The organism is Hoeflea marina (genome assembly GCF_003182275.1).
GTDB lineage: Bacteria > Pseudomonadota > Alphaproteobacteria > Rhizobiales > Rhizobiaceae > Hoeflea > Hoeflea marina.
On record NZ_QGTR01000001.1, the window covers coordinates 1,338,563 to 1,361,797 of the forward strand.

The window sequence follows — 23,235 nt, forward strand, 5'->3', positions numbered from 1 at the left end:
TCGGCGGCTGCGGGCTCCGTGGTCACGACCTCGGAGCCATGTTCAGCACTCCACCTTCTCCAGCGTCGCCCCCAGCCCTAGCTCCGGGGCGCCGCCCTCGATCGTCGCCTGGGTCTCGTCGACGGTGATCGCCAGCTCCGCCGTGGCGGTCTGGCCCTCCTGGCTGAACTGGTAGTTTGCCGCGATCCTGTTTCCAGCGACCGGACCGCTGAACGTGCCCCGGCGCTGGTCCTTTTCCTGTGGCAGCCAGTTGTACTCGCCCGCCGCCCTGTCTTCCGTCACTGTGAACAACAGTTCGGCGATGTCGGTCACGCCGTCGCCGGTGGTGGCGTTGCGGAAGCAGTGGGCGCCCTCGTCGAGCGCGGCCGACTCGGCGGCCGGCGCGGTTGCCGGCGCGGCGACGACAGCCGCCTGGTCCGTGTCCGCGGTGCAGCCGGCCAGCAGCAGCGCGGCGACCAGCACAAGTGTCGGTTTTAGCTCATATCGGCTCATTGATGGTCCCATCTGTTCAAGTGGTGCCGCGGACGCCGGAGGGCGACCGCGCAAGGTGGAGGTCCGCGCCATCGGCCCCACCTTCACAGGCTCGCTCTGCGACCTTGCCTGTCACAACGCCTCACTCCGGCGTTAGTTGCCAATGTCCTTCCACATCGCCCGCGCCCGTCGTCGGAATCGTGATCGACTTCACGTCGGCCCAGCGCTGCGCCATATCGCGATAGTGCCGCGAGAACACGTTGCCGGACTGGCCGGTGGTCTGGATGAAGGTCGATTTGTCGAGATCGCTCAGATCATAGATGCCGCGGAAGCTTGCCGCATTGGTGCCGACATAGGGCGCGTTGTCGTTCTCGAGATGGGTGACGCCACGGTCGAGCGTGAACGGCCCGCCGCCGGCCTCGACATCGACGTTGAAGAAGCCGGCAAGCCAGTCCACCTCGGCGAAGGGCTGGTGGGCGCCGCGCTGGACATGCGCCGTGCCCCAGCGCCAGGCATCGATGTTGTCGCCATAGCGGGCCCTCAGATCGGCCACCGCGTCATCGAGCGAGGCGATCAGCAGGGCGTCGCAGCTCTCTTCGTCCGGAGTGTCCTTGACGTCGCACCAGTTGCGCGCCGTCCCGCCGTCAACGAGACGGGAGAGCACGTTGATCCGCGGCTTGAACCAGTCGTCGAACACCGGGCCGAGATCATCCGAAAAGGTGTTGATCATCATGTGGCGGACCCAGGCGAGAAAGATCAGCGGCTCGCCCTTGTCGGCAGTCATCTGCCCGTCCCAGGCCTCGATGCGCGACAGCAGGCCCTGCTGCAGCGTCGTCAGCTGCTTGCCCGCAAGCGCCCGGGCAAAGCGGCCCTTGAGCCCGACGAAGGCGGCGGAATAGACGTCGGCCTGCGCCTCCCGCGAGATTTCCGGCGTGTGCTTTTCCCTGGCATTGATCACCAGCGTGTCGACGCGCTGCTGCCGGAACGGCTCGTCCCAGTCGAAGGTAAGGAAGTGCGGATAATCGGGGCCGACGATCTTGGTGTTGGCGGTGCCGATGGCGCCGACCGGCGGATTGGTGAGCCGCGGCAGCTCGGCATAGGGCACGAAGCCGCGCCAGTCATAGATGGCGTTCCAGCCCGGAACCGGCGCCCGGCCCATCACCTGGTTGGCCGGATCGCGCACCGGCACCCGCCCCGGCGCGATCAGCCCGATATTGCCGGTCGTATCCGCCACCACCATCGACTGCATCGGCGTCAGGAACGGCTCCATTCCGTCCTGATAGTCGGAGACGGTCCTGAAGGTGAACAGCCGCGGTCCGGCATTCGCCGTGGTGTCGTCGCTGGCGAGCGCCACCCATTGCAGCGCCGCCACCGAGTTCTCGGGAAGCAGCTTGTCGAGCTTCTTGTAGGAAGCGGGCAGCACCGGCCCGTGCCGGGTCCAGCGCCGGGTGAACACCGTGTCGGGCGCGCCATGCACCTTGATCACTTCCTCCTGGGCGCCGAACTTGGCCCAGCCCGAAGGCGTGAGATATTCATCCGCATTGTCGGGATTGACCCGCTCGACGAAAATGTCCTGCGCGTCGGTGGCGGTGTTGGTGAAGCCCCAGGCGATATCGTTGTTGCGGCCCAGCAGCACATAGGGCGAGCCCGGAAGCGAGGCGCCGATGAGATGGCGCGGTTCGCCCAGTTCGCTCGTCACCTCCAGATGCGCCAGATACCAGATCGACGGCGCCATCAGCCCGAGATGCGGATCATTGGCGAGCACCGGCTTGCCCGACTGCGTGCGCGAGCCCGAGACCACCCAGTTGTTGGAGGCGCCGGTGCCCATGACCGCGTCGATCATCGCATAGCTATTCGCACCAAGACCACTGGCGCCCGAGCCCGCTTCCGCCTTGGTGACGGGTGCGCCAAGCGGCGTGGTGTCAAGACCAAGCAGCGGCGTGAGGTCCGGCAGTGGTGGCGGCGTGTCGACCACCAGATAGGGCATCAGGTCATTGGCCTCCGCCTCGCTCATGCCCATGCGCGCGAAAGCCAGCCGCAGCACCTCGTCTCCGGCATTTTCCGACAATTGCACCGACATCATCTTCAGGCAGATCAGCGTATCGACCGGCGTCCACGGCTCCGGCTGGTGACCGAGAATGACGAATTCCGGCGGCAGCTTGGAGGAGAACGATTGCGGGTTGCGATCCATCCAGGCGTTGACGCCGCGCGAATAGCCTTCGAGCATCGCCATCGTGTCGGCGTCGATCACCGCCATCGAGGCTTCCGCCGCTTTGTCGATCGCCATCGTCCGAAGCCAGATGTCGGTCCCGATCGTGGCCTTGCCGAACATCTCCGAGAGCCGGCCCTTGCCGGCCATGCGGCTCACTTCCATCTGCCACAGCCGCTCCTGGGCGTGGACGAAACCGAGACCGGCGGCGACATCGCCCCGGGTTTCGCCGGCAATGTGCGGCACGCCTTCCGAGTCGCGCGCAATGCTCACCGGGCCTGACAGGCCGACGATCTCGATCGAGCCGTCCAGCGGCGCCAGCGAGCGCGACATCCACAGCATTCCGGCGCCCGCGGCCATGACCAGGATCGGCACCAGCACCAGAATCAAGCGGATAAGCACTTTGAACAGACGCCGCATTGGTTTATGTCCCTCAAGGAATATGCATGCCGGAGTGCAGCAACCATCAGTGCCCGGCTTTGATCAAGCAGTTGTGACAGAAGGACAGGCGAAATGGCAACAGTTGCATTCATCGGTTTGGGCGTCATGGGCTATCCCATGGCAGGGCACCTCAAGAGCCGCGGCAATCACGATCTCCGCGTCTACAACCGCACCAGCGCCAAGGCCGAGAAATGGGCAGCCGAATTCGGCGGCACCGCCTGCGCCACACCTGCCGAAGCAGCAAAGGGCGCCGATTTCGTCTTCACCTGCGTCGGCAATGATGATGATCTGCGCGCAGTCACCCTGGGTGAAGACGGTGTTCTCGCCGGCATGAAGTCGGGCGCGATCCTCGTCGACAACACCACGGCATCCGCGGAAGTCGCCCGCGAGCTCGCCGAAGCCGCCTCCGCCAAGGGCTGCGGCTTTCTCGATGCTCCGGTCTCCGGCGGCCAGGCTGGCGCCGAAAACGGCGTGCTCACCGTGATGGTCGGCGGCGACGAAGCCACCTTCGACACCGCCAAGCCGGTCATCGACTGCTATGCCCGCATGGTCGGCCTGATGGGCCCCACCGGCTCGGGCCAGCTTACCAAGATGATCAACCAGATCTGCATCGCCGGCCTCGTCCAGGGCCTGGCCGAAGGCATCCACTTCGGCAAGAAGGCCGGTCTCGACATCGAGAAGGTGATCGACGTCATCTCCAAGGGTGCCGCAGGCTCCTGGCAGATGGAAAACCGCCACAAGACCATGAACACCGGCAAGTTCGATTACGGCTTTGCCGTCGACTGGATGCGCAAGGACCTCGACATCGTGCTCACCGAAGCCCGCCGCAACGGCGCCACGCTGCCGGTCACAGCCCTCGTCGACCAGTTCTATGCCGACGTCCAGGCCATGGGCGGCAACCGCTGGGATACATCGAGCCTGCTGGCGCGCCTGCAGAAATAATACTCGGGCCGCGTCAGCAGCCATAAAGCGCAAAGCAGCGCAATGATCGCCGATCGAAAATCGGCACCGCGTCACCGAAGTTCGTTCGGTGACGCGGTGCCGCAAGCGGCGAACCGTTACGACGCCGAAGCAGGTTCCTTGGCCAGCGGGATGTAATCGAGCGGCAGTTCGGTGGTGTATTTGATCTGCTCCATGGCAAACGACGAGGAGACGTCGCGGATCTCGATCTTGGCGATCAGCCGCTTGTAGAACGCGTCATAGGCGGCAATGTCGGGCACGACGACGCGCAGCAGGTAATCGACGTCGCCGCTCATGCGGTAGAATTCGACCACCTCGGTAAACTCGCTGATCACCTCGGCAAATCGCTTGAGCCACTCGTTGGAATGCGAATTGGTGCGGATCGAGACGAACACCGTCACCTTGGCGTTGATCGCGGCCGGATTGAGCAGCGCCACCCGGCGGCGGATGACGCCCTCCTCCTCGAGTTTCTGGATGCGGCGCCAGCACGGCGTAGTCGACAGCCCCACCTTCTTGGCGATGTCGGCCACGGCAAGGGTGGAATCTTCCTGCAGCAGGCGGAGAATCTTGCGGTCGAGGCGGTCCATGAATGACTCCGTAAAACAATACAGAAGCTGATATCCTGCCACGGACCGGCTGGCAAAGAAAAGTAATCCGCGATTGCGCCTGATTGCAGAATTTCATGCCAATCAGCTAGCCGATGGCGTCGTACACGCGCCGCCTGAGTTCCGGCAACAGTTCCGCCTCGAACCAGGGATTGCGCTTGAGCCAGCCGGAATTCCGCCACGACGGATGCGGCATCGGCATCACCGGGGTCCCGGCCTCGGTGGCGGCCAAGACGGCGCGCCAGTCGGCCACCGTGTCGGTGACGCTTTTATGGCGGAGCTTGCCCAGATGCCAGGCCTGGGCATAGAGCCCGATCGCCAGCACCAGCCTGACTTGCGGCATCGCCTCCATCACCTGCCCGCGCCATGCCGGCGCGCATTCGCGTCGCGGCGGCAGGTCGCCGCCCTTGGCGTCCAGTCCCGGAAAGCAGAAGCCCATCGGCACGATGGCGAACTTGTCCGGATCGTAGAACGCCGCCGCATCGACGCCGAGCCAGTCGCGCAGCCTGTCGCCGGAGGGATCGGTAAACGGCCGCCCCGAGGCATGCACCCGCGTGCCCGGTGCCTGGCCGGCAATCAGCACCGGCGCCCGCGCCGAGGCGACGCAGACCGGCCGCGGCTCATGTGGCAGCGCCCGCCCCGGCCCGCCCAGCGGCGCGTCCCGGCAGATGCGGCAGGCCGAGATCCGCGCGAGCAGCGGCCCGAGCCCGTCTTCGTCCGGCGCTGACATCAGATGGCGGCACTCGGGCGCGACGACACCTCGCCATACCAGCGCATCACATTGGCGAGATGCTCGGGTCGGGCGATCTTCGCCGGCTTCATGAAGTCGAAGCCGATCATCGCGGTGATGTCGGCGATGGTGTAGCGGTCGCCGGCGATGAACTGCCGGGTGGCGAGTTCCTTGTCGAGCAATTCCAGAAACGCCTCCGCCTTCGGCCGGTTGGCCTCGCCCCATTCGGCGATCTGCGGCACTTCCCAGTCCTTCATCGCCGGATGGGTGTGGCGGAAGGCTGCCGCCACACTGGCGAGATAGTGCAGCTCGACGCGCCGGTTCCACATCTCGACGATGGCGCGGTCCTTCGCATCGATGCCGAACAGCGGCGGCTCCGGATGCAGTTCCTCCAGATAGCGGCAGATCGCCACCGATTCGGAGAGAACGGTGCCGTCGTCGAGCACCAGCACCGGCAGCCGCTGCAGCGGGTTGAGGGCCGTCACCTCGGCCGACTTGTGGCCCATCGCGCCCATATCCACGGGCACCTTCTCGATCTCGATGCCCTTCTCGGCCAGGAACACCGTCACGCGCCGCGGATTGGGTGCGCGCCCACCATCATAGAGTTTCATTGCAGTCTCCCTTTCATCACCCGGATCAGACACCAAAGCGGCGTCGCGGGGAAGCCCGGACCTGCGCGCCGACGCCGCCCTTGCGGAAATGTCGCGGTCGACCATAGCGTTCCACTTGACCGGCAGCACTCTTTCTGACCATCATCTGGTACGACCAATTCCAGATCAAACCGACCGATTCACGAAGAGACCACGAGCGGCCTCAGGCGCACCAGGGCACAGGACGCAGACAGGCGTGGCGGCGAGAGCGCTGGAGCGTTCGAACAAAATCAACATCAAAGGGAGGAAGACAGACATGCCAGGCAAGAAAATACTGATGCTGACGGGTGACTTCACCGAGGAGTACGAAATCTTCGTCTTCGAACAGGCCATGGAAGCCGTCGGACATACGGTTCATGTGGTCTGTCCAGACAAGAAGGCCGGCGACATTCTCCGGACCTCGCTGCACGACTTCGAGGGCGACCAGACCTACACCGAAAAACTCGGGCACAACGTCACGCTCAACAAGACATTCGCCGATGCGGAAAAGCAGCTCGACAGCTACCACGCCGTCTACTGCGCCGGCGGGCGCGGGCCGGAATACATCCGCACCGACAAGCGAGTGCAGGCCATCGTCCGCCATTTCCACGAGAAGCAGAAGCCGATCTTCACCATCTGCCACGGGGTCCAGATCCTGATCGCGGTCGATGGCGTGGTGCGCGGCAAGAAGGTCGCGGGCCTCGGCGCCTGCGAGCCGGAGGTGACCCTGGCCGGCGGCACCTATATCGACCTGTCGCCGACGGACGCCTATGTCGACGGAACGATGGTATCGGCAAAGGGCTGGACCGCCCTCGCCGCCTTCATCCGCGAATGCCTCAAGGTGCTGGGCACCGAGATCACCCACAAGTGAGCCCCTCCACCCTCGTCCCGAGGTGGCCGCGAAGCGGCCCTCGAAGGGCGAGGGTGGCCGCGGTCCTGCCCTTCGCGGCGGCATGGCTCTCGGGCCAGCCGCGGGTTTCATCCGCGGGCTGCCCGAAGCCCTCACACGCTTCGATCATGTGGAGTCGCGGAGTGAAGATGCGGAGCAGGATGGCATAGGCCGCAGCCCCGTCACCCCGGCCTCCGAGCCGGGGTCCAGCAAAGCCGCGTCGGCGGCGCGGGAGACTCGGCGCGGGCGGCAGGAATCAGGTACTCCGGCTCGCGGACGCTCGCCTGCCGGATGCCGGCTCTGGGGCCGGCATGACGGCGGAGAGAGCGGTCGCAGCCTCCACCAGCTTCTCCCCGGCGCCTTCGGTCGCCCCCGGTCTCCTTATTCTATGGTGCCGGATCAACGTTCCCCTCATCCCGAAGTGGCCGCGAAGCGGCCATCGAAGGGCGAAGGGCCAGGCGGCGCGCGCCCCCCACCCTAATTCCTGCCGCGCAATTGCATCAGGATGCTGAAATCGCATCTCCTCTTCGCCGAAGGGCCACCACAAAGATGTGGGAATGCCGTTGCCCTCAGGGACAGGGGACAAGGGCCATCGTGGTCCCCGGATATGCCCTAGCCCGCAGGAAAACCGGCAAGGCGCCGCAGCGCCAGCCAGCCGTCGGCGAGGCTGTCGAACACCCGGTCGAAGGTGAACCGCGGCATCCGGCCTTCGTGCTCCGCGCGCCACGCCTCCGGGCGCTCGAACTCGCCGGCCCAGATGCCTGCGCCGGCCGCCCGCGCCCGCGCTTCCTCGAGCCGGTACCCGTCATGGCTCACGGCATGACCGGACAGCACCATGGCGCGGTTGAGATCGGTCCCCACCGACGTGCACCTGGCCAGATGGCGGCGGTAGCGGTCGCGCCCGCCGAGCTCGCACGTCACCTCGCGCCCGGCGATCAGCCGGCCCAGCGCAGCGCGGGCGGCCTCGCCGCAGGGATAGGGCGCGCCGTCGCGACGGCATGTCTGCCGGTATTCCGGCGCATCGATGCCGCTGAGCCGCACCCGCCTGCCGCCAATTTCCAGGGTGTCGCCATCCACCAGCCGTGCCCTGCCCGACAGGGAGCCGCCACCGGTCTCCCCCAGCCAGGCGACAGCCAGCGCCAGGCCGAAGATCAGCCCGAGCGCCGTCATGAGGTCGCGAAAGCGCCGGGACCGCGGCGACCGCGGCCATCGGCGCCGTTTTGCCGATGTCCATCTCATGCGCCGAAATGCCTCATTTTCCCGTCCGCTTCAAGCGGCCCGGGGGGCAATTGCAAACAGCTTCTTAAGCATTGCTCCCTAGAATCCGTCCGATACGAGGACCGATTTCGCACCCATGGCCCATACCGCCGGCACCATGACCGACAAGAACATTGTCGACCGCTCACGGACGCACAAGAATGCGGCCCTGGTCAGGACTGTGCGCGAAACCCGGGACCGGCTGCAGAGCGGCCGCGAGACGCCAACCGCCTTCGACCATGAACTGATGATGATGCACATCAACGCGGTGCTCCAGGGGGCCGCGGCGGTGCCGGCCCTTGTCATGCTTTCGGCGATGGTGGGGCTGTATTTCGACCAGGCCATCGGCCTGCTGCTGTGGGCGTTCGTCACCCTCATCCTTTATTCCGGGCTGGTGCTGATGGCACGGCGGGCGGCGCGCAATTTCGCCGACGACAATCTCGCGGTCCGCTGGCGCACCAGGTTTCTGGGTTTCTACCTCGCCATCGGCGTCTGCTGGGCGGTGTTCGCGCTGCAGGGTTGCGCCGCCTGCGGCGGCGACACATTCGCCTTCTACAAGGCCGCCGTGCTGCTGGTGGCGCTAGCCGCCACCGCCATGGCCAGTTTCACCCTGCGCCACGTGCTCTATTTCACCTTCGTGCCCACGGTGATGGCGCTGATCTGGCGCGCGGTGACCATTCACGATCCGGCGGAGATCTCGGTTCTGGCGATGTTCACCGCCACCGTGGTGTTCTTCACCTATGTTTCCCAGAAGCTGCTCTCGGCCAACATCAAGATGATGATCTTCCAGACGGAGAAGGACAACCTGATCGCGGAACTGGAAGTGGCCAAATCCATGTCGGACGAGGCCCGCCGCCGGGCCGAGGAGGCCAATCTCGCCAAGTCGCGCTTTCTGGCATCCATGAGCCACGAACTGCGCACGCCTCTCAACGCCATTCTCGGTTTCTCCGAGGTGATGAGCGGCGAGGTTCTGGGGCCGATCGAGAATGCCAATTACAAGGAATATGTCCAGGATATCCATCAGTCCGGCCAGCATCTGCTCAACCTGATCAACGAGATCCTCGATCTCTCCCGCATCGAGGCGGGCCGCTATGACCTGGCCGAGACCGCGCTGGCGCTCTCGGACATCGCCGAGGATTGCATAAGCCTGGTGCAGCTCAAGGCGCGCAGCAAGAACATCCGCATCACCGAAGCCTTCGAGAACGGCCTGCCGATGGTCTGGGCCGACGAGAAGGCAATGCGGCAGGTGCTGCTCAACCTGTTGTCCAACGCGGTCAAGTTCACCCCGACCTGCGGCGAGATCCAGGTCAAGATCGGCTGGACCGCCGGTCGCGGCCAGTACATCGCCGTCAAGGACAACGGACCCGGAATTGCCGAGGAAGAGATTCCGATCGTGCTCGCTGCCTTCGGTCAGGGCTCGATCGCCATCAAGAGCGCCGAACAGGGCACCGGCCTCGGCCTGCCGATCGTCCAGGCCATCATGGCCAAGCACGGCGGCGAATTCGTGCTCAAGTCCAAGCTGCGCGAAGGCACAGAGGGGATCGCCATCCTGCCGTCGCAACGCGTGCTCGAAGGTCTGGCGGCCGTCGAGGGCATAGGCGAGCCCGGTGCCCGCAAGAAGCGCGCCTTCAGCTGACGCACTCTCCTCGTTGCCCCACCGGCTGCGGTGGAACACTCAGTCCTTGCCGCTAACTCCGGCCTGGGCGAAGGTCGCCATGCCCGAATGGCACATCGCCGCCGACTTGACAATGCCGGCCGCCAGCGCCGCGCCGGTGCCCTCGCCCAGCCGCATGCCGAGTGCAAGCAGCGGTGTCTTGCCGAGCCGGTCAAGCGCCTTGATGTGGCCGGGCTCGGCCGAGACGTGGCCGATCAGGCAATGGTCGAGCGCCGAAGGGTTCATCGCGTGCAGGATGGCGGCGGCGGCGGTTGCCACGTAACCGTCGATCAGCACCGGGATCCGCTCCGTCCGCGCTGCCAGGATGGCGCCGGCCATGGCCGCGATCTCGCGCCCGCCGAGCCGGCGCAGCACTTCAAGCGGATCGCCCAGATGCGGCTTGTGCAGCGCCACCGCTGCTTCGACCGCCGCGATCTTGCGGGCGAGAACCTCGCCCTCCGAACCGGTTCCGGGTCCCACCCATTCCGCCGCCGTGCCTCCGTAGAGCGCATGAAAAATCGCCGCCGCGATGGTCGTGTTGCCGATGCCCATCTCGCCGATGCACAGAAGGTCGGTGCCGCCGGCGATCGCCTCCATGCCGAAGGCCATGGTCGCCGCACAGCCGCGCTCGTCCATCGCCGCTTCCTCGGTGATGTCGCCGGTGGGCACATCGAGTGCCAGGTCGAAGATCTTGAGACCAAGGTCGTTGGCGACGCAGATCTGGTTGATCGCAGCCCCCCCGGCGGCGAAATTGGCCACCATCTGCGCCGTCACCGACGACGGAAACGGCGTCACGCCCTTGGCCGTCACGCCATGGTTGCCGGCAAACACCGCCACCAGCGGACGATTGACCGCAGGCGAGCGGCCGCTCCAGGCCGCCAGCCAGAAGGCGATTTCCTCAAGCCGGCCCAGCGCGCCGCCCGGCTTGGTCAGCTGCGAATCACGTTCGCGCGCCGCCGCCAGCGCCACGGTGTCGGGTCCCCGCAGATTGCTGATCAGGTCCCGAAAGTCGTCAAACGGCAGTCCGCTGGCAGTCATGGCGCAATTCCCTGTGATCCGAGCCGCATGACGCGCGGCGGTTCCCGGTGTAAAGAGGGAATCGCGCAAGTTCAATCGCGGCAGCGGCGTTGAATGCCGCAACCCATGCACCTGTTCGGGGACCGGAAGCAATCATGAACCACTCCGACCTGCTCGATGACATCGCCCGTTCCGCCGGATTTCTCAGCCGCCTGCCGATGCCCTCGCGCCACTTCGCCGGCCATGATGGCCAGTTGAGCCGCGCGGTGCGGATGTTTCCGGTGGCCGGTCTGCTGATCGCCCTCCCCGCCGCATTGCTGACCGCGCTGCTGGCGGGCCTGGGAGCCAATCCGGCGCTCACGGCTCTCCTGGCGCTCGGCGTGCTCATCGGCGTCACCGGGGCGCTGCATGAGGACGGGCTGGCCGACAGCGCCGATGCCTTCGGCGCCGGCGGCGACCGCACCCGCATGCTCGCCATCATGAAGGACAGCCGAATCGGCAGCTACGGCGCGCTGGCGCTGATCCTGTCGCTGGCGCTCAGGGCCGTTTCGATGACCATCCTTATCGCCGTGCTGCCCTGGTGGCTGTCGGCGCTTGTGATCCTGGCTGTCGCCGCCGCCAGCAGGGCGGCGATGGTCTGGCACTGGGACGATCTGCGGCCGGCGCGGGAGAACGGCGTCGCGGTCTCGGTCGGCGAGCCCGAGGGCGACGCCGCCCGGCTGGCTGTCGGCATCGGCGCCGCGGTCCTGGTGCTCACCGGCGCGCTCGCCCACACGCTCGTGGCATCGCTGTTGACACTCGGCGTCGCCGCCGCCGTCACCTATGGATGGAGCCGTCTCGCGGAGGCCCGGATCGGCGGACACAGCGGCGACACCATCGGCGCCACGCAGCAATTGACCGAAATCGCGGCGCTCGCAACCCTTGCCCTTTTGCTGTGAAAACCCGATATGTGATGGCCAACACCGAATGCGCCGGACCCGACCATGACGATTGAAACGCCCTGCATCCTGATCTGCTCGATCGACATGGCCACAGGCTTCTGCCATGGCTGCGGCCGCACGCGCGATGAAATCGGGGCCTGGACGCTGTACTCTGCCGAAACCCGCCGCGAGGTGATGGCGGCACTGCCCGCGCGGCTGGAGACAGTCGAAAAGCGGCCGCGTCGCATCACCCGCCGCCAGCAGCTGGCTCAGGACCGGCAGGGCGGATGAGGCTGGGTCTCCCGTTCATTCTCGCGCTGATCTGCGGCGCGCTGGCGCTGTTGCTTTACAACAATGAGGCCGGCCGGACATTTGGCATGGCCAATGACGAATTCGCCAACGTCGCCTATCTCGGCATTCTCGGCGCGGTCATCGCCTCGGGCGTGGTCGGCTCGCACCGCACACTGGGCGCGCTGGTGCGCAACCTGCTGGTCTGGCTGATCATCATCCTGGGCCTGGTCACCGGCTGGACCTATCGCGACCGGCTCACCGACGTGGCCGCGACCGTCACCACGGGGCTCGTCCCGGGCCGGCCCGTGGTGCTGTCCAGCGCCGCCGATGGCGACGGCCTCGCAATTTCGATCGGCAAGTCGCGCGGCGGCCATTTCGAGGCCGACGCCATGGTCAACGGCGTGCCCGTGCACTTCCTCATCGACACCGGCGCGACAACCATCGCGCTGTCGCACGAGGACGCCATGGCCGCGGGTTTCTCGGAGAAGGAACTCCGATACACCAGCCCGATCTCGACGGCCAACGGCATGTCGATGGCGGCACCTGTCCGCATTGACCGGCTCGAAATCGGCCCGCTCGGCCGTGCCGGCCTTCGCGCCATGGTGTCAAAGCCCGGCGCCCTGGACCGCAGCCTGCTCGGCATGAACTTCCTGTCGACGCTGTCATCCTTCGAGATGCGGCGCGACGAGATCGTGCTCAGGGACTGACAGCGGCCGGCGGCTTCAGCCGAGGCTGTAGAGGAAGCGCGCGGCGACCAGCAGCATGAACAGGCCGAACGCCACTTCCAGCTGGCGCTTGTCCAGCGCATGCGCCAGCCGTACCCCGAGCGGCGCCGCCATCATGGTGATCGGGATGATCAGCAGCACCGCGACCCAGTTGACGAAACCGGTCGAGAACGGCGGCAGCCCGGCCACGCCCCAGCCTGCCCAGACATAGCCGATCAGGCCCGGGATCGAGATCAGCGCTCCCACGCCCGCCGAGGTCGCCACCGCCTGGTGCACAGGCCGTCCGAACAATGTCATGAAGGTGTTGTTGAGCACGCCGCCGCCGATGCCCATCAGCGCCGACAGCAGCCCGATGACGGCGCCCACCGCCGCGCGCGCCGGATTGCCCGGCAGGTCCGACCCAAGCCGCCAGCCCTGGCGGTTGAACAGCATCCGCAGGCCGACAAGGATGGCGATGACCGCGAAAATCCCCCGCAGCGCCGCGCTGGAGACGAAGGCGACGATCAGCGAGGCGGCGACAACGCCGGCGGGAACCGGCAGCAGCCAGCTCCTGAGCAGGTCCATGTCCACCGCGCCGCGCTTGTGGTGAGCCATGAAGGACCGGATCGAGGTCGGCACGATGATGGCCAGCGACGTGCCGATCGACAGATGCATGCGCACCGCGTCGTCGACCTCCAGAAGCCCCAGCGCCTGGTAGAAGACCGGCACGAGAATGGCGCCGCCGCCGATGCCGAAAAGCCCGGCCAGCACCCCGGCGATGACGCCGGCAAAGACGCCGGCGGCGGCGAGTTCAAGGGTGAACCAGAACAGCTCGGGGGATTGGGACATGCGCACTCCGTGGCCTTGCCGTTTCCCGCGAGCGGCGGGACGGGCGACCCGGCCACCGTCATCAAACCGAGACAATTTTCAAGCATTGTTTTGGCGGATGCACGGTCCTGCCGCCCCCCGGCAGCCGTCGCACCGCCGCCGACGGGCATTCCCAATGTCCGCGGCCGCCGGAAGCCGGGCACCGCCCCATGGCCCGAGGCTTTCACCCAACTCACAGCCGGCTCGTCCGGCTATCTTTTTGCCCGGCCGCTTCTTCCTGCCCGTGATGGCGGGCAGATCGCCCTTCGAGAGGAGTTCCGGACGGAGTGGAATTCACTTCGTCGTGGGAAAATGCTCGGGGTCAAAAGCTTGGAGCGCGTCTGCGATGCAACGAAAAGCCGAAGCGCGCTAAAGGCTGCAGTGGCGATAGCCGGATTTGCGCTGCCTGAGGTCGAAGTGGAAGTGATCCTTGTGGTGCACGTCGCTGCCCGGTCCGAGCACGGTGGAGAAATACTTGCAGCTGTCGGCGCGGACCGTGTTGAGCAGGTTCTTCTCGCGAAAGGCGAAGAAGCCGGGCTTGCGCACCGAGATCGATGTCCCGCTGTTGAGCGTGATCTTGCCGACATCGATGGCATTGCCGTGCGAATGTTCCGACATCGCCGCGCCCTTCACCGAGTTCATGGTGCGGCAGGAATAGGAGGAAAGCTGGTTGATGCTGGAAATGCCTGCGACGTAGCGGACCCGCACCGACGGCGCCAGTTCGTTCTTCACCCATTGCGCGAAGGCCTCGGTGATCTGGCAGTTCAGCTTTGCCGCCGGCTTGATCTCGATGCCGCCCGAAAGGGCCGTGAGCTCGATCGGATAGTCGATGTTGCAGCTCCTGCCCGGATTGATGGCCGGGATGTCGCGGAACCTGACGCCGAGACGCTTGAGCCGCTGCCGGCAGGCCTTTTCCGCCGCCGGCATCCCGCCGGCCCAGGCCGGGGTCTGTGCCGGATTGCTGAACCGCGGCAGAAAGCCGACCTTCTGCGCCTCGGGCGTCGCGTCGACAGGCTCGGTGATGACGACCGGATCGGGTGCGGCGCCGGCGAGTTGCGGCGAATCGGTGCCGATGCCGGTGACCACCGGCTGGGCGACCTGCCCCTCGGCGAGATTGCCGCCGCCCGAGCTCTGCATCGGCACGGCCACGGGATAGCTGAAGGCGGGCTGCGGCTCCGGCGCGATCACCGGATTGGCCCGCTCCAGCGACAGAAGCTCGCCTGGCGGCGCCAGCACATCGCTGCCCGAGCAGGAGCCAAGCACAAGCGAAATCGCCATGAGCGAGGAGAGCTTCAGCAGGTGCGGTCTGGAAGATGGATGGCGCGCCATGGCCCGGCCTTTTGGAACTGACATCTGGCCAATATCGCGCAAGACGGTAAACGAAGCCTGAGGATCGCCGTTAACGGATGCGGTCATTTCAAGGCAGCAGCCGCCCCGTCATGGCGCTCAGGCGTTGGCCATGGAGTCCTGCCGCCGGTTTGCGCCGCCTTCCCATGCTTCGTCAGTCGCCGGGCGGCGGGTGTCCTCGCCCCTCGGCGAGCCCGTCGGTGAGACACCGGGCAGATCCTCGCTCGATGACAGCGACGCCTCGCCCATGAACCCGGCCTTGACCACGTTGCGGCCGGCGGTCTTGGCGGCGTAGAGCCGCTCGTCGGCATCCTTGAACAGCGATGCGAAGTCGGCGGCGCTGGCCGAGAGCGTCACGCCGATGCTCACCGTGATGTCGTGGCGGATTCCGTGCGGCCGGAAATCGATGTTGGCGACCGCGCGGCGGATCCGCTCGGCGGTGTAGTGGCCGTTCTCAGCGTTGACGCCCGCCATCGCGACGCCGAACTCCTCGCCGCCAAGCCGTCCCACCAGATCGGTGCTGCGAACATTCCTGCGGATGCAATCGGCGAGCGCGGTGAGCGCCAGGTCACCGGCCTGGTGGCCGAACCGGTCATTGATCTGCTTGAAATGGTCGGCGTCGATCACCAGCAGCGTCACCTCGATGCGCTCGGCCGGGCTGTCGAGAAGCGCCGAGACGGCGCCCGCGAAGGCGGTGCGGTTGAGCAGGCCCGTCATCAGATCGCTGGTCGCCATGCCCACCAGGCGGGCGTTGAGATCCTCCAGATGGCCGATCTTGATCATCAGCACGCCGAGCAGCGGCGTTGCCAGAACCATCGGCAGGAATATCGAGGCAAGGTGGGCTCTGAGAAGCACTTCGGCGGAAAAATCCCGCGCCAGCAGATGCGCCACCGAGAAGCTGACGAGGATGCATGCCAGCGTGCCCCCGCACACCCAGGCAAGCTGCGTCAGCCGCCGATTGCGTATCCCCGACTGTGAGCCCGGATTTTCCAGCAAGATCGTTGAACCCCCGATATCCCAATTCCTGTCATGGGATAGGATGCCACGTTCAGGTAAACAGGCTCTGTGCCGAAATGGTAAATGACCGGCTTCGCGCGGCATTTTTCGAAAACCGCTTCACCCCGGCCGGCAACGCCGGTAAAAGGCTTCCGACACAGGAGAGCCCGATGCTGAAGCCAACCGGTGAATTGACCCTGCGAACGCTGGCCATGCCCGCCGACGCCAATGCCGCCGGCGACATCTTCGGCGGCTGGGTGATGGCGCAGATGGACCTGGCCTGCGGCATCCGTGCTGCCGAGCGCGCCCGTGGTCGCGTCGTTACCGCCGCCGTCAACGAGATGTCGTTCGCCATGCCGGTCAAGATCGGCGACACGCTGTGTATCTACACCGACGTGGTCAAGGTCGGCCGCACCTCGATGACGCTGCTGGTGGAAGCCTGGGCGCAACGCTACCTGACGCCGCGGATGGAGAAGGTCACCAACGCGACATTCGTCATGGTGGCGCTCGACAGCAACAATCACCCGACCCCGATTCCGCTCGAGGACGCGCCTGTCATCGAGACCTGAGCGCTCCGACGGGCTCAGGCGGCTTCGTTGATCGCGGACAGATCGACGGCCCCAAAGGCCTCGGCGATCACCTCCGGCCCCGCCCCCTTGCGCACCGATTCCGTTGACAGGATCTGCCGGAAGCGCCGGGCGCCAGGCACACCCTGAAACAGCCCGACCATATGTCGTGTGACATGGTTCAGCCGACCGCCCGACACCATGTGCGCCTCGGCATGCGCCATCATCGCGTCGCGGATCACGGTCCAGTCGACCGGCAGGTCCGGCTCGCCATAGATGCGGGCATCGACCTCGGCGAGCAGCGACGCATTGTGGTAGGCGGCGCGGCCGAGCATCACCCCATCGACGTGATTCAGATGCTCAAGAACCTGATTCAGATCGACAACACCGCCGTTGATCCCGATGAAAACATTCGGAAACTCCTGCTTGAGCCGATACACCCGATCATAGTCGAGAGGCGGCACGTCGCGGTTTTCCTTGGGCGACAGGCCCTCGAGCCACGCCTTGCGCGCATGCACCCAGAGCGCGTCGGCGCCGGCATCGAGCACCGCCACGGCCAGCGCGGGCAGCGCCGTTTCCGGATCCTGCTCGTCGACGCCGATGCGGCATTTCACCGTCACCGGCACGTCGACCACCGCCTTCATCGCCGCCACGCAGCGCGCCACCAGTTCCGGCTCGCGCATCAGGCAGGCCCCGAAGGCGCCCGACTGCACCCGGTCCGAGGGACAGCCGACATTGAGATTGATCTCGTCGTAGCCGTAGTCGGCAGCGATCTTCGCCGCCTTGGCGAGCTTCTCTGGATCCGAACCGCCGAGCTGGAGCGCCACCGGATGCTCGCAGGCATCGAAGCCGAGCAGCCGCTCGAGATCGCCATGCAGCACCGCATCGGCCACCACCATCTCTGTGTAGAGCAACGCCCGCTTCGTCAGCGAACGGTGCAGGAAGCGGCAGTGGCGATCGGTCCAGTCCATCATCGGCGCGATGGCGAGCCTGTACTTGGGGTATTCTGGCATGGCGTCCTGCTTGAGGGTTGTCCGCGACGGGATCGAATTCTGCCTCCCTTACAACAGACATGGGATCGAGGCCAGAGCGCGGCAAGTTCCGGCCCGCCGGCCCTGCCCTTCGCGTCTCGCGTAGCGGCTGCAGTGCGATGTCGCGCCGGCAACCAGATATTCTCATCGCGGCCACAAGTTTCAGCAATCGCGATTGGTCGTTGCCGGAATCTGTGATTGACGACCCGGCCGCTGGAAACGCGGATGCGCCGCGACGGCGAGGCGTTTCGTCAATCCGTCATCGATGGCATCCGCCGATCCGGCGGTCGCCCGCTTCACTTACCCGTCCGCTTTCCGCGCAATGGCGCATTTAATGACGATCAATCTCCGTTTGAATCCAGGCATTTCGGCAGCGGGACAGCGGCCCGTTACATTCGAATTGATTATTTTGATAGCCGATGCAGATCGGCGTTCTGGTACACATGACGGCCTGGCTCCATCCTCCCGGCGAGTTGCACGATTGCCTCTGATACCTCCTGAGCGGGTATGGTCCCATAGCGGGAAAAGCGGCCCGGGAGGATGGGTGAAAGCGTGGCCAGGACATGCTGCGCAACCGTTTCCAAAACCCTTGTCTCGCCACGCTGTCCGAGCAGAAAGCCTGGGCGGATTATATCCACCCGTTCGATGCCAAGCTGGGTCACCGCCCGTTCAATGGCACCCTTGGTCCTGAGATAGAATCCTGCCCCCCCGGCACTGACAGAGCTCACGAGGATAAACTGTCGGGCGCCGAGCGCCTTCGCGCCTTTGGCGATCGCCAGAACGTAATCATGATCAACCCGAAACATGGCGGGCTGTGATCCAGCGGTCCGAATGGTGGTGCCAAGGCAGGAGATGGCAACATCGACGCCGTCGGGCGCGACCGGCATCAGCGTTGCTTCGGGCGCGGCACACAACTGCTCGAAATCGATGGGATGGCCGGACGCGTTCGAGCCGTTGCGAACCAGGCTGATGAGCTCGATGTCGGGTCGCTGGCCAAGTTGCAGACCGACGCTCCTGCCGATAAGCCCGGTGCTGCCGGCAAGCAGAATGTGTCGGGTCATGTGTCAGTCTCCGTCTTCCAGGCAGGTGCGTGGGACCAAGCATGACAGGAAGTCGGCGCACCACGCAAGATCGTCCAACCTGACGCGCCTCAGGCGACCGGGCTAGAATATAGAGGTCGTCTTGGCATGTATTGCCGATCTTTTGACCGGGCTTGCTGTTTCGGGGCTGCGCTTGGGTGGGCCGCCGATCGCCATCTTGCTTGCTTCAGGCAACAGTGCAAATCTGGAAGCTGGTTGCACCGGTTCACGGTAGCTAGGACCAATGGCTTGGTAAACTCACCGGATTCCCAGGGCGGGATGGGTTCAGAGCCCCTGCCCTCCAACATTTCGGGATGGTATGCAGTGACGGTGCTCTGCGTCGCTCTGCTGGTGTCCTATACCGACCGGCTGATCATCAATCTCGTCGTCGATCCGATCAGGGCCGATCTCGGTTTGTCAGACGTGCAGATCAGCCTGCTTCAGGGCGCCGGGTTCGCCATCATCTTCGCGCTCGCCGGTCTGCCCAGCGGGCGATTGGCAGACACCATCAATCGCCGCAACCTCATCGTCGCAGGCGTGCTCCTGTGGTCGGTCGCGACGGTCGCCTGCGGTCTCGCCTCAGACTTCTGGAGCTTCTTCTGTGCCCGACTTGCGGTGGGAATGGGTGAAGCGGCCTTGGTACCGGCAGCCTCGTCGCTGATCATCGATTTCTTTTCGCCGCGCCGGCGGGGAACGGCGCTGGGTGTTTTCTCCCTGGGCGCGACGTTTGGCGCCGGTGGTGCGCTCCTGATCGGCGGCACGCTCCTGCGGGCGATCGAGGCCGGCTGGTTTGCCTCGATGCCGCTGATGGGAGCGCTGGTGCCCTGGCGGCAAGTCTTTATTCTCGTTGCGCTTCCAGGCTTCGCACTGGTAGCCTTGCTTCTGTCGATCGTGGAACCCCGGCGGCAGAACAGATCAGGTTTTCTCCCGCTGTCCGACGTTTTACGGCTACTGCTGGCGAACAATGGGACCGTATTGCGCGTATGCCTGGTAAAGGGTGTCTTGGCGATCGGCGACCACGGCCTGTTCGCCTGGATGCCCACGCTGTTGCAGCGGGTGTATGGAATGAGCGCGATGGAGGTCGGCGGCCTCCTCGTTCTTGCCGTGTCGGTTAGCGGAGCCACTGCTTCCGTTCTTGGCGGTGCGCTGTCGGACTGGTTCGCACGGCGCTGGGGCGTGTCCACCCGCGTGGTCCTTTTGCTGGGATGCTATCTGCTGACCATTGCCGGGGCCACGATGGTCTTCTTTGCAGGAACGGGACAACAGGCCGCGCTTGCGATGGGCATATGGGCGTTCGGGTCAATCGGTGGCTATGTCGTCGGCCACGTCGTGATGCAGGAGAGCGTTCCGAGCGAGATGCGGGCGACGACAATCGCGTTGTCCCTGACCTTCATCGGCCTCATCGGGATCGGTCTTGGCCCGACTCTGGTGCCGCTTGTGTCCCTGCATGGGTTTGGCAGTGAGGCGGCACTTCAGCCAGCCATGGGCACGGTAAGCCTGGTTGCTGCCCTGCTTGCCTTCGTCGTGATCTGGCCGCCGATCAAGGTTGGCCTCACCATCTTGAGAACGCGGCGCACGTCAACGAGCGAGCGCGGTTGATCAAGGGCGCGGCTATTTCTCGCGCCTGGCACCAGGCCGCGTGGCGATCAGGGCGCGTGCCCGCACGAGATCACCGGTAGAAAAGCCTTCCTGAAAGCGGTCATATGTCGAGGAGAGCATATTCTCCGCTTCGTTGTCCCCTCCATGCATCCGCCTCAGCTTCACAAGGCTCATTGCGGAGCGCAGCTCCCAGGACAGCGCTTCACCCTGGCGAGCAAGTTCGATCGACCGCCGATAGCACGCCTCTGCCCGGTCCGGATCGGCCGGATCCTGGAAGCGGAACATGTTGCCCTTGATACGAAGAATTTCCGGTATGCCTACGACCTGGCCACGGCTTTCGCACAGGGCGATCGCCTCATCGATGGCAGCAAGCCCGCCAGCGAGGTCGCCCTGTCGTGCCACCGCTTCCGCGTAGTTGGCGAGGTAGTTGGGATACCGCATCCGGAAACCACCATCGCGGACCTCGGCAAGCGCGTCGCGATAGGCGGCGAGGTCGATCGGACGGTTGGCGTATAGGCACATGCGGCCACGCGTACACATTGCCATATTCCGCCAGATCGATAACCCGTGTTTCTGGGCGTGCTCCAGGCCACGGTCAAGAAAAGTCCAGGCAGCATCGTAGTCACGGACATACATGGAGATGATCAGCGAGCCATGCAGCAAGGCCGAGCAGAGGGAGACGGCGTAGTTGGACGCCTCGGCCTCTTTGAGCTGACGGCGAGCGACCGCAACCGCCTGATCCGGAAACCCCTGGAGCCAGAGTACCGTTGCCAGCGATCCTTGAGCAGTCAATCGTTGATCGAACTCGAATCGGGCAACATCTGATCTTGCATTTTGGTTTATGGGTCGCTGGACGATGGTCTCAAGTTGCTGCCGTGATGCAGCGAGTGCGCCCAGCCAGGACAAGGCCGATCCAGCTTGAGCATTGGCGCCGCCTGAGATCGCAACCTGCCCGTTGCTCTCGATCAAACGGATTTTCCTGCTGACGGCGATCGCGGAGTGGGAGTCGCCGGTCCATAATTCGTATTCCGACAGCCCGCGCAGGCAGGCCAGTTGCATATCCGCGTCGCGCAGTTGCTCGGCTATTGTCAGCGCTTTGGTGAGGCAGGACTTCACCTGTTGCAACGGGCCCCGGGTGTGCAACAGGGTTGCTCCGAGCGTGAGATTGAGGACCAGGTCGTCACGGATGCTTCGATGCGCCTGAAATCTGTCGTCCAGTGCCCTTTGAACAGCTATCCGGCATTCCTCGACCAGCGAAACCTGCTTGCCGAAGGGAATGGCGGTGACCGTCAGCCGAACGCCCAGCGCCGTTTGGTCAGCATTGGTGAATGCCCAGCGCATCGCGTCGCGGATATCGTTGGTCTTCGGACCATATCGCACAAGCCATTCAGTCCTCGTCAGCCGTTCCGCATCCGATGTCGCACGCTCGACCAGGTCGAGGCAATGTTCCGCATGTCGTTGCCGGGCCCTCTTGAGTTCGTTGTTGGCGACAAGTTTCTCCAGCGCATAGGCGCGGGTCGTATCCAGCATCCGATACTCGACCTGCGTATCATGCATCTCGGCCGCCAGAAGCGACTTCGCCACCAGGCTGGCGATGCTTTCAACCGCCGTTGTGCGATCGAGATGCTCGTCGATGGTGATGGCGCAGGCCGAGTCCAGACTGAAGATACCGGCAAATGTCGCGAGGCGGCGGAACACCATCCGCTCGATTTCCGAGAGAAGGTCATAGCTCCAGTCGATCGTCGCGGTGAGTGTCCGGTGGCGCTCGATACCTGCCCGATGACCCTGCAACAGCCGAAGACGGTCGCCGAGTTGCTCGATCAATTCGCTGAGGCCGAACGCATCGACGCGGGTGGCCGCCAGTTCGATTGCGAGGGCAAGACCATCGAGCTGGCGGCACAACTCCGCAGCAAGCGGTGCCTCGGCATCGCTCAGGCTGAATGTTTCAATTCTGTCCGTGGCTCGGTTGACGAACAGCTCTATCGCCGGAAATGCCAGCGCGCTCTGCGCATCGAGCTCCGTCGTCCTGGCCGGCGTTCCGAGCCCCGGCAACCGCCGAACCCGTTCTCCCTTCACGCGAAGCGATTCGCGGCTGGTCGCGAGGATGCGGACGGCCGGAGCCTCCGCCAGGATGCGGTCGGCGCAGGATGCGATGCCGTTGATGATGTGCTCGCAACTGTCGAAGACGAGTAGCATTTGCCGTGTACGCAGGAACGCGCTCAGCGCCTCGAGCATGTTCGAGGAATGGGCTGTCAGGCCGATGGCTGTGGCGATGGCATTGGGGACGAGGTTCGGGTCCTTGAGGGGCGACAGATCGACCAACCAGACGCCATCCCGGCATGTCCCGATCCACCGCTCGGCAACGGCCAGGGCGACCGTCGTCTTGCCAATCCCGCCCGCGCCAACGATCGAGACAAGACGCGCCTCCTGCAATTCGAGCAGGATGGCATCGATCGCGTCTTGTCTTCCGACGATACGCGCCGTCGCCGTCGGCAGGTTGTGGTTCAGGGAAGCGGGAGTGTCGGCATTGGACGCATGATGGAACGCGCTGGAATAGCGAACCGGCGCGGAGAACCGGTAGCCCCGGCCGACGACAGTCGAGATATAGTGTGCGGCCCCTTGCGGCTCATCTAGCACGCGTCGCAAGGCAGCCATGTTCACCTTGAGATTGCCCTCCTCGACAAAGGTGTCCGGCCAGACACGAGACAGCAACTCCTGTTTGCCAATGACCGCTCCCGGACGTTCGACAAGCACCGTCAGGATATCGAGTGCTCGCCCTCCGATACGCACTGGCAGGTCTCCCCGCGTCAGCAATTGGCGTTCGGGCAGCAGCACGAATGGCCCGAAGGCGAATGACCGAGATTGTGGTGGCGAGACGTCGTTCATCAAATGCCCCATCATCCGACTAAACGTTGCTGTGCCTGACCGCGAAGTGGCGGACCGTCCAGCACGGGAACTGCGCTCGCGCATCCG

At 65.0% G+C, this 23,235-nt stretch carries 21 protein-coding genes; 8 read left to right on the plus strand and 13 right to left on the minus strand.

Annotation, left to right across the window (positions count from 1 at the left end; all coding sequences use genetic code 11):
* Positions 1 to 42: 42 nt before the first annotated feature.
* Positions 43 to 492 carry a hypothetical protein gene (locus DFR52_RS06005; RefSeq protein WP_146215543.1) on the minus strand — a complete coding sequence of 150 codons (450 nt, stop codon included), beginning with the start codon at positions 490 to 492 and terminating at the stop codon, positions 43 to 45.
* A gap of 121 nt (positions 493 to 613) precedes the next feature.
* Positions 614 to 3,100 (minus strand): penicillin acylase family protein, encoded by a 2,487-nt coding sequence (locus DFR52_RS06010; RefSeq protein WP_110030938.1) that lies wholly within the window; start codon positions 3,098 to 3,100, stop codon positions 614 to 616.
* Positions 3,101 to 3,193: 93 nt separating this feature from the next.
* Between DFR52_RS06010 and DFR52_RS06015 the strand changes: the two genes are divergently transcribed.
* On the plus strand, positions 3,194 to 4,063 hold the full coding sequence (locus DFR52_RS06015; protein WP_110030939.1) for an NAD(P)-dependent oxidoreductase: 870 nt from the start codon (positions 3,194 to 3,196) through the stop codon (positions 4,061 to 4,063).
* A gap of 116 nt (positions 4,064 to 4,179) precedes the next feature.
* Here the strand turns inward: DFR52_RS06015 and DFR52_RS06020 are convergent, their stop codons facing one another.
* From DFR52_RS06020 to DFR52_RS06030, 3 genes are all read right to left on the minus strand, one after another.
* Positions 4,180 to 4,668 (minus strand): Lrp/AsnC family transcriptional regulator, encoded by a 489-nt coding sequence (locus DFR52_RS06020; protein ID WP_110030940.1) that lies wholly within the window; start codon positions 4,666 to 4,668, stop codon positions 4,180 to 4,182.
* Between the two features lie 106 nt (positions 4,669 to 4,774).
* The gene (locus DFR52_RS06025) at positions 4,775 to 5,416 is read right to left on the minus strand and encodes a uracil-DNA glycosylase family protein (protein WP_110030941.1); all 642 of its coding nucleotides are present in this window, start codon (positions 5,414 to 5,416) and stop codon (positions 4,775 to 4,777) included.
* Positions 5,416 to 6,027 carry a glutathione S-transferase gene (locus tag DFR52_RS06030; protein WP_110030942.1) on the minus strand — a complete coding sequence of 204 codons (612 nt, stop codon included), beginning with the start codon at positions 6,025 to 6,027 and terminating at the stop codon, positions 5,416 to 5,418. Before DFR52_RS06030 ends, DFR52_RS06025 begins: the two co-directional genes overlap by 1 nt.
* A gap of 295 nt (positions 6,028 to 6,322) precedes the next feature.
* On the opposite strand from DFR52_RS06030, the gene DFR52_RS06035 reads away from it, so the two are divergent.
* Positions 6,323 to 6,916 (plus strand): DJ-1/PfpI family protein, encoded by a 594-nt coding sequence (locus tag DFR52_RS06035; RefSeq protein ID WP_110030943.1) that lies wholly within the window; start codon positions 6,323 to 6,325, stop codon positions 6,914 to 6,916.
* Between the two features lie 630 nt (positions 6,917 to 7,546).
* On the opposite strand, the gene DFR52_RS06040 is transcribed toward DFR52_RS06035, so the two are convergent.
* Entirely contained in the window at positions 7,547 to 8,104 is a 558-nt protein-coding gene (locus DFR52_RS06040) for a thermonuclease family protein (protein ID WP_158284870.1), read from the minus strand.
* 184 nt (positions 8,105 to 8,288) lie between these two features.
* On the opposite strand from DFR52_RS06040, the gene DFR52_RS06045 reads away from it, so the two are divergent.
* Complete coding sequence (locus DFR52_RS06045) at positions 8,289 to 9,827, plus strand: sensor histidine kinase (RefSeq protein WP_110030945.1); 1,539 nt, start codon at positions 8,289 to 8,291, stop codon at positions 9,825 to 9,827.
* Between the two features lie 39 nt (positions 9,828 to 9,866).
* On the opposite strand, the gene cobT is transcribed toward DFR52_RS06045, so the two are convergent.
* Positions 9,867 to 10,883: a nicotinate-nucleotide--dimethylbenzimidazole phosphoribosyltransferase gene (gene cobT, locus DFR52_RS06050; RefSeq protein WP_110030946.1), complete on the minus strand. Its 1,017-nt coding sequence runs from the start codon at positions 10,881 to 10,883 to the stop codon at positions 9,867 to 9,869.
* Positions 10,884 to 11,014: 131 nt separating this feature from the next.
* Between cobT and cobS the strand changes: the two genes are divergently transcribed.
* Genes cobS through DFR52_RS06065 form a run of 3 tightly spaced genes read left to right on the plus strand, consistent with a single transcriptional unit; the run spans position 11,015 to position 12,780 of the window.
* A complete protein-coding gene (gene cobS / locus DFR52_RS06055; RefSeq protein ID WP_170132228.1) occupies positions 11,015 to 11,800 on the plus strand; it encodes an adenosylcobinamide-GDP ribazoletransferase in 786 nt (261 codons plus the stop codon).
* 45 nt (positions 11,801 to 11,845) lie between these two features.
* Positions 11,846 to 12,073 carry a DUF1289 domain-containing protein gene (locus DFR52_RS06060; protein WP_110030948.1) on the plus strand — a complete coding sequence of 76 codons (228 nt, stop codon included), beginning with the start codon at positions 11,846 to 11,848 and terminating at the stop codon, positions 12,071 to 12,073.
* On the plus strand, positions 12,070 to 12,780 hold the full coding sequence (locus DFR52_RS06065) for a TIGR02281 family clan AA aspartic protease (protein ID WP_110030949.1): 711 nt from the start codon (positions 12,070 to 12,072) through the stop codon (positions 12,778 to 12,780). The genes DFR52_RS06060 and DFR52_RS06065 overlap by 4 nt, the downstream gene beginning before the upstream one ends.
* A 15-nt stretch (positions 12,781 to 12,795) precedes the next feature.
* On the opposite strand, the gene DFR52_RS06070 is transcribed toward DFR52_RS06065, so the two are convergent.
* The 3 genes from DFR52_RS06070 to DFR52_RS06080 all read right to left on the minus strand — a co-directional run bounded on the left by DFR52_RS06070 (position 12,796) and on the right by DFR52_RS06080 (position 15,987).
* On the minus strand, positions 12,796 to 13,626 hold the full coding sequence (locus DFR52_RS06070) for a sulfite exporter TauE/SafE family protein (RefSeq protein ID WP_110030950.1): 831 nt from the start codon (positions 13,624 to 13,626) through the stop codon (positions 12,796 to 12,798).
* A gap of 387 nt (positions 13,627 to 14,013) precedes the next feature.
* Entirely contained in the window at positions 14,014 to 14,973 is a 960-nt protein-coding gene (locus tag DFR52_RS06075) for an extensin family protein (RefSeq protein WP_245415195.1), read from the minus strand.
* Positions 14,974 to 15,090: 117 nt separating this feature from the next.
* Positions 15,091 to 15,987, minus strand: a complete 897-nt coding sequence (locus DFR52_RS06080; RefSeq protein ID WP_158284871.1) for a GGDEF domain-containing protein — start codon at positions 15,985 to 15,987, stop codon at positions 15,091 to 15,093.
* Positions 15,988 to 16,157: 170 nt separating this feature from the next.
* Here DFR52_RS06080 and DFR52_RS06085 point away from each other — a divergent pair, with 170 nt between their 5' ends.
* Positions 16,158 to 16,556, plus strand: coding sequence for an acyl-CoA thioesterase (locus DFR52_RS06085; protein ID WP_110030953.1), 399 nt, complete (start codon positions 16,158 to 16,160; stop codon positions 16,554 to 16,556).
* 14 nt (positions 16,557 to 16,570) lie between these two features.
* Here DFR52_RS06085 and dusA read toward each other — a convergent pair whose 3' ends face one another.
* Complete coding sequence (dusA, locus tag DFR52_RS06090) at positions 16,571 to 17,566, minus strand: tRNA dihydrouridine(20/20a) synthase DusA (RefSeq protein ID WP_110030954.1); 996 nt, start codon at positions 17,564 to 17,566, stop codon at positions 16,571 to 16,573.
* 422 nt (positions 17,567 to 17,988) lie between these two features.
* On the minus strand, positions 17,989 to 18,645 hold the full coding sequence (locus DFR52_RS06095; protein WP_110030955.1) for an NAD(P)H-binding protein: 657 nt from the start codon (positions 18,643 to 18,645) through the stop codon (positions 17,989 to 17,991).
* A 342-nt stretch (positions 18,646 to 18,987) separates the two neighbouring features.
* On the opposite strand from DFR52_RS06095, the gene DFR52_RS06100 reads away from it, so the two are divergent.
* Positions 18,988 to 20,262, plus strand: coding sequence for an MFS transporter (locus DFR52_RS06100; protein ID WP_245415196.1), 1,275 nt, complete (start codon positions 18,988 to 18,990; stop codon positions 20,260 to 20,262).
* Positions 20,263 to 20,274: 12 nt separating this feature from the next.
* On the opposite strand, the gene DFR52_RS06105 is transcribed toward DFR52_RS06100, so the two are convergent.
* On the minus strand, positions 20,275 to 23,148 hold the full coding sequence (locus DFR52_RS06105; RefSeq protein WP_245415197.1) for an ATP-binding protein: 2,874 nt from the start codon (positions 23,146 to 23,148) through the stop codon (positions 20,275 to 20,277).
* Positions 23,149 to 23,235 lie beyond the last annotated feature (87 nt).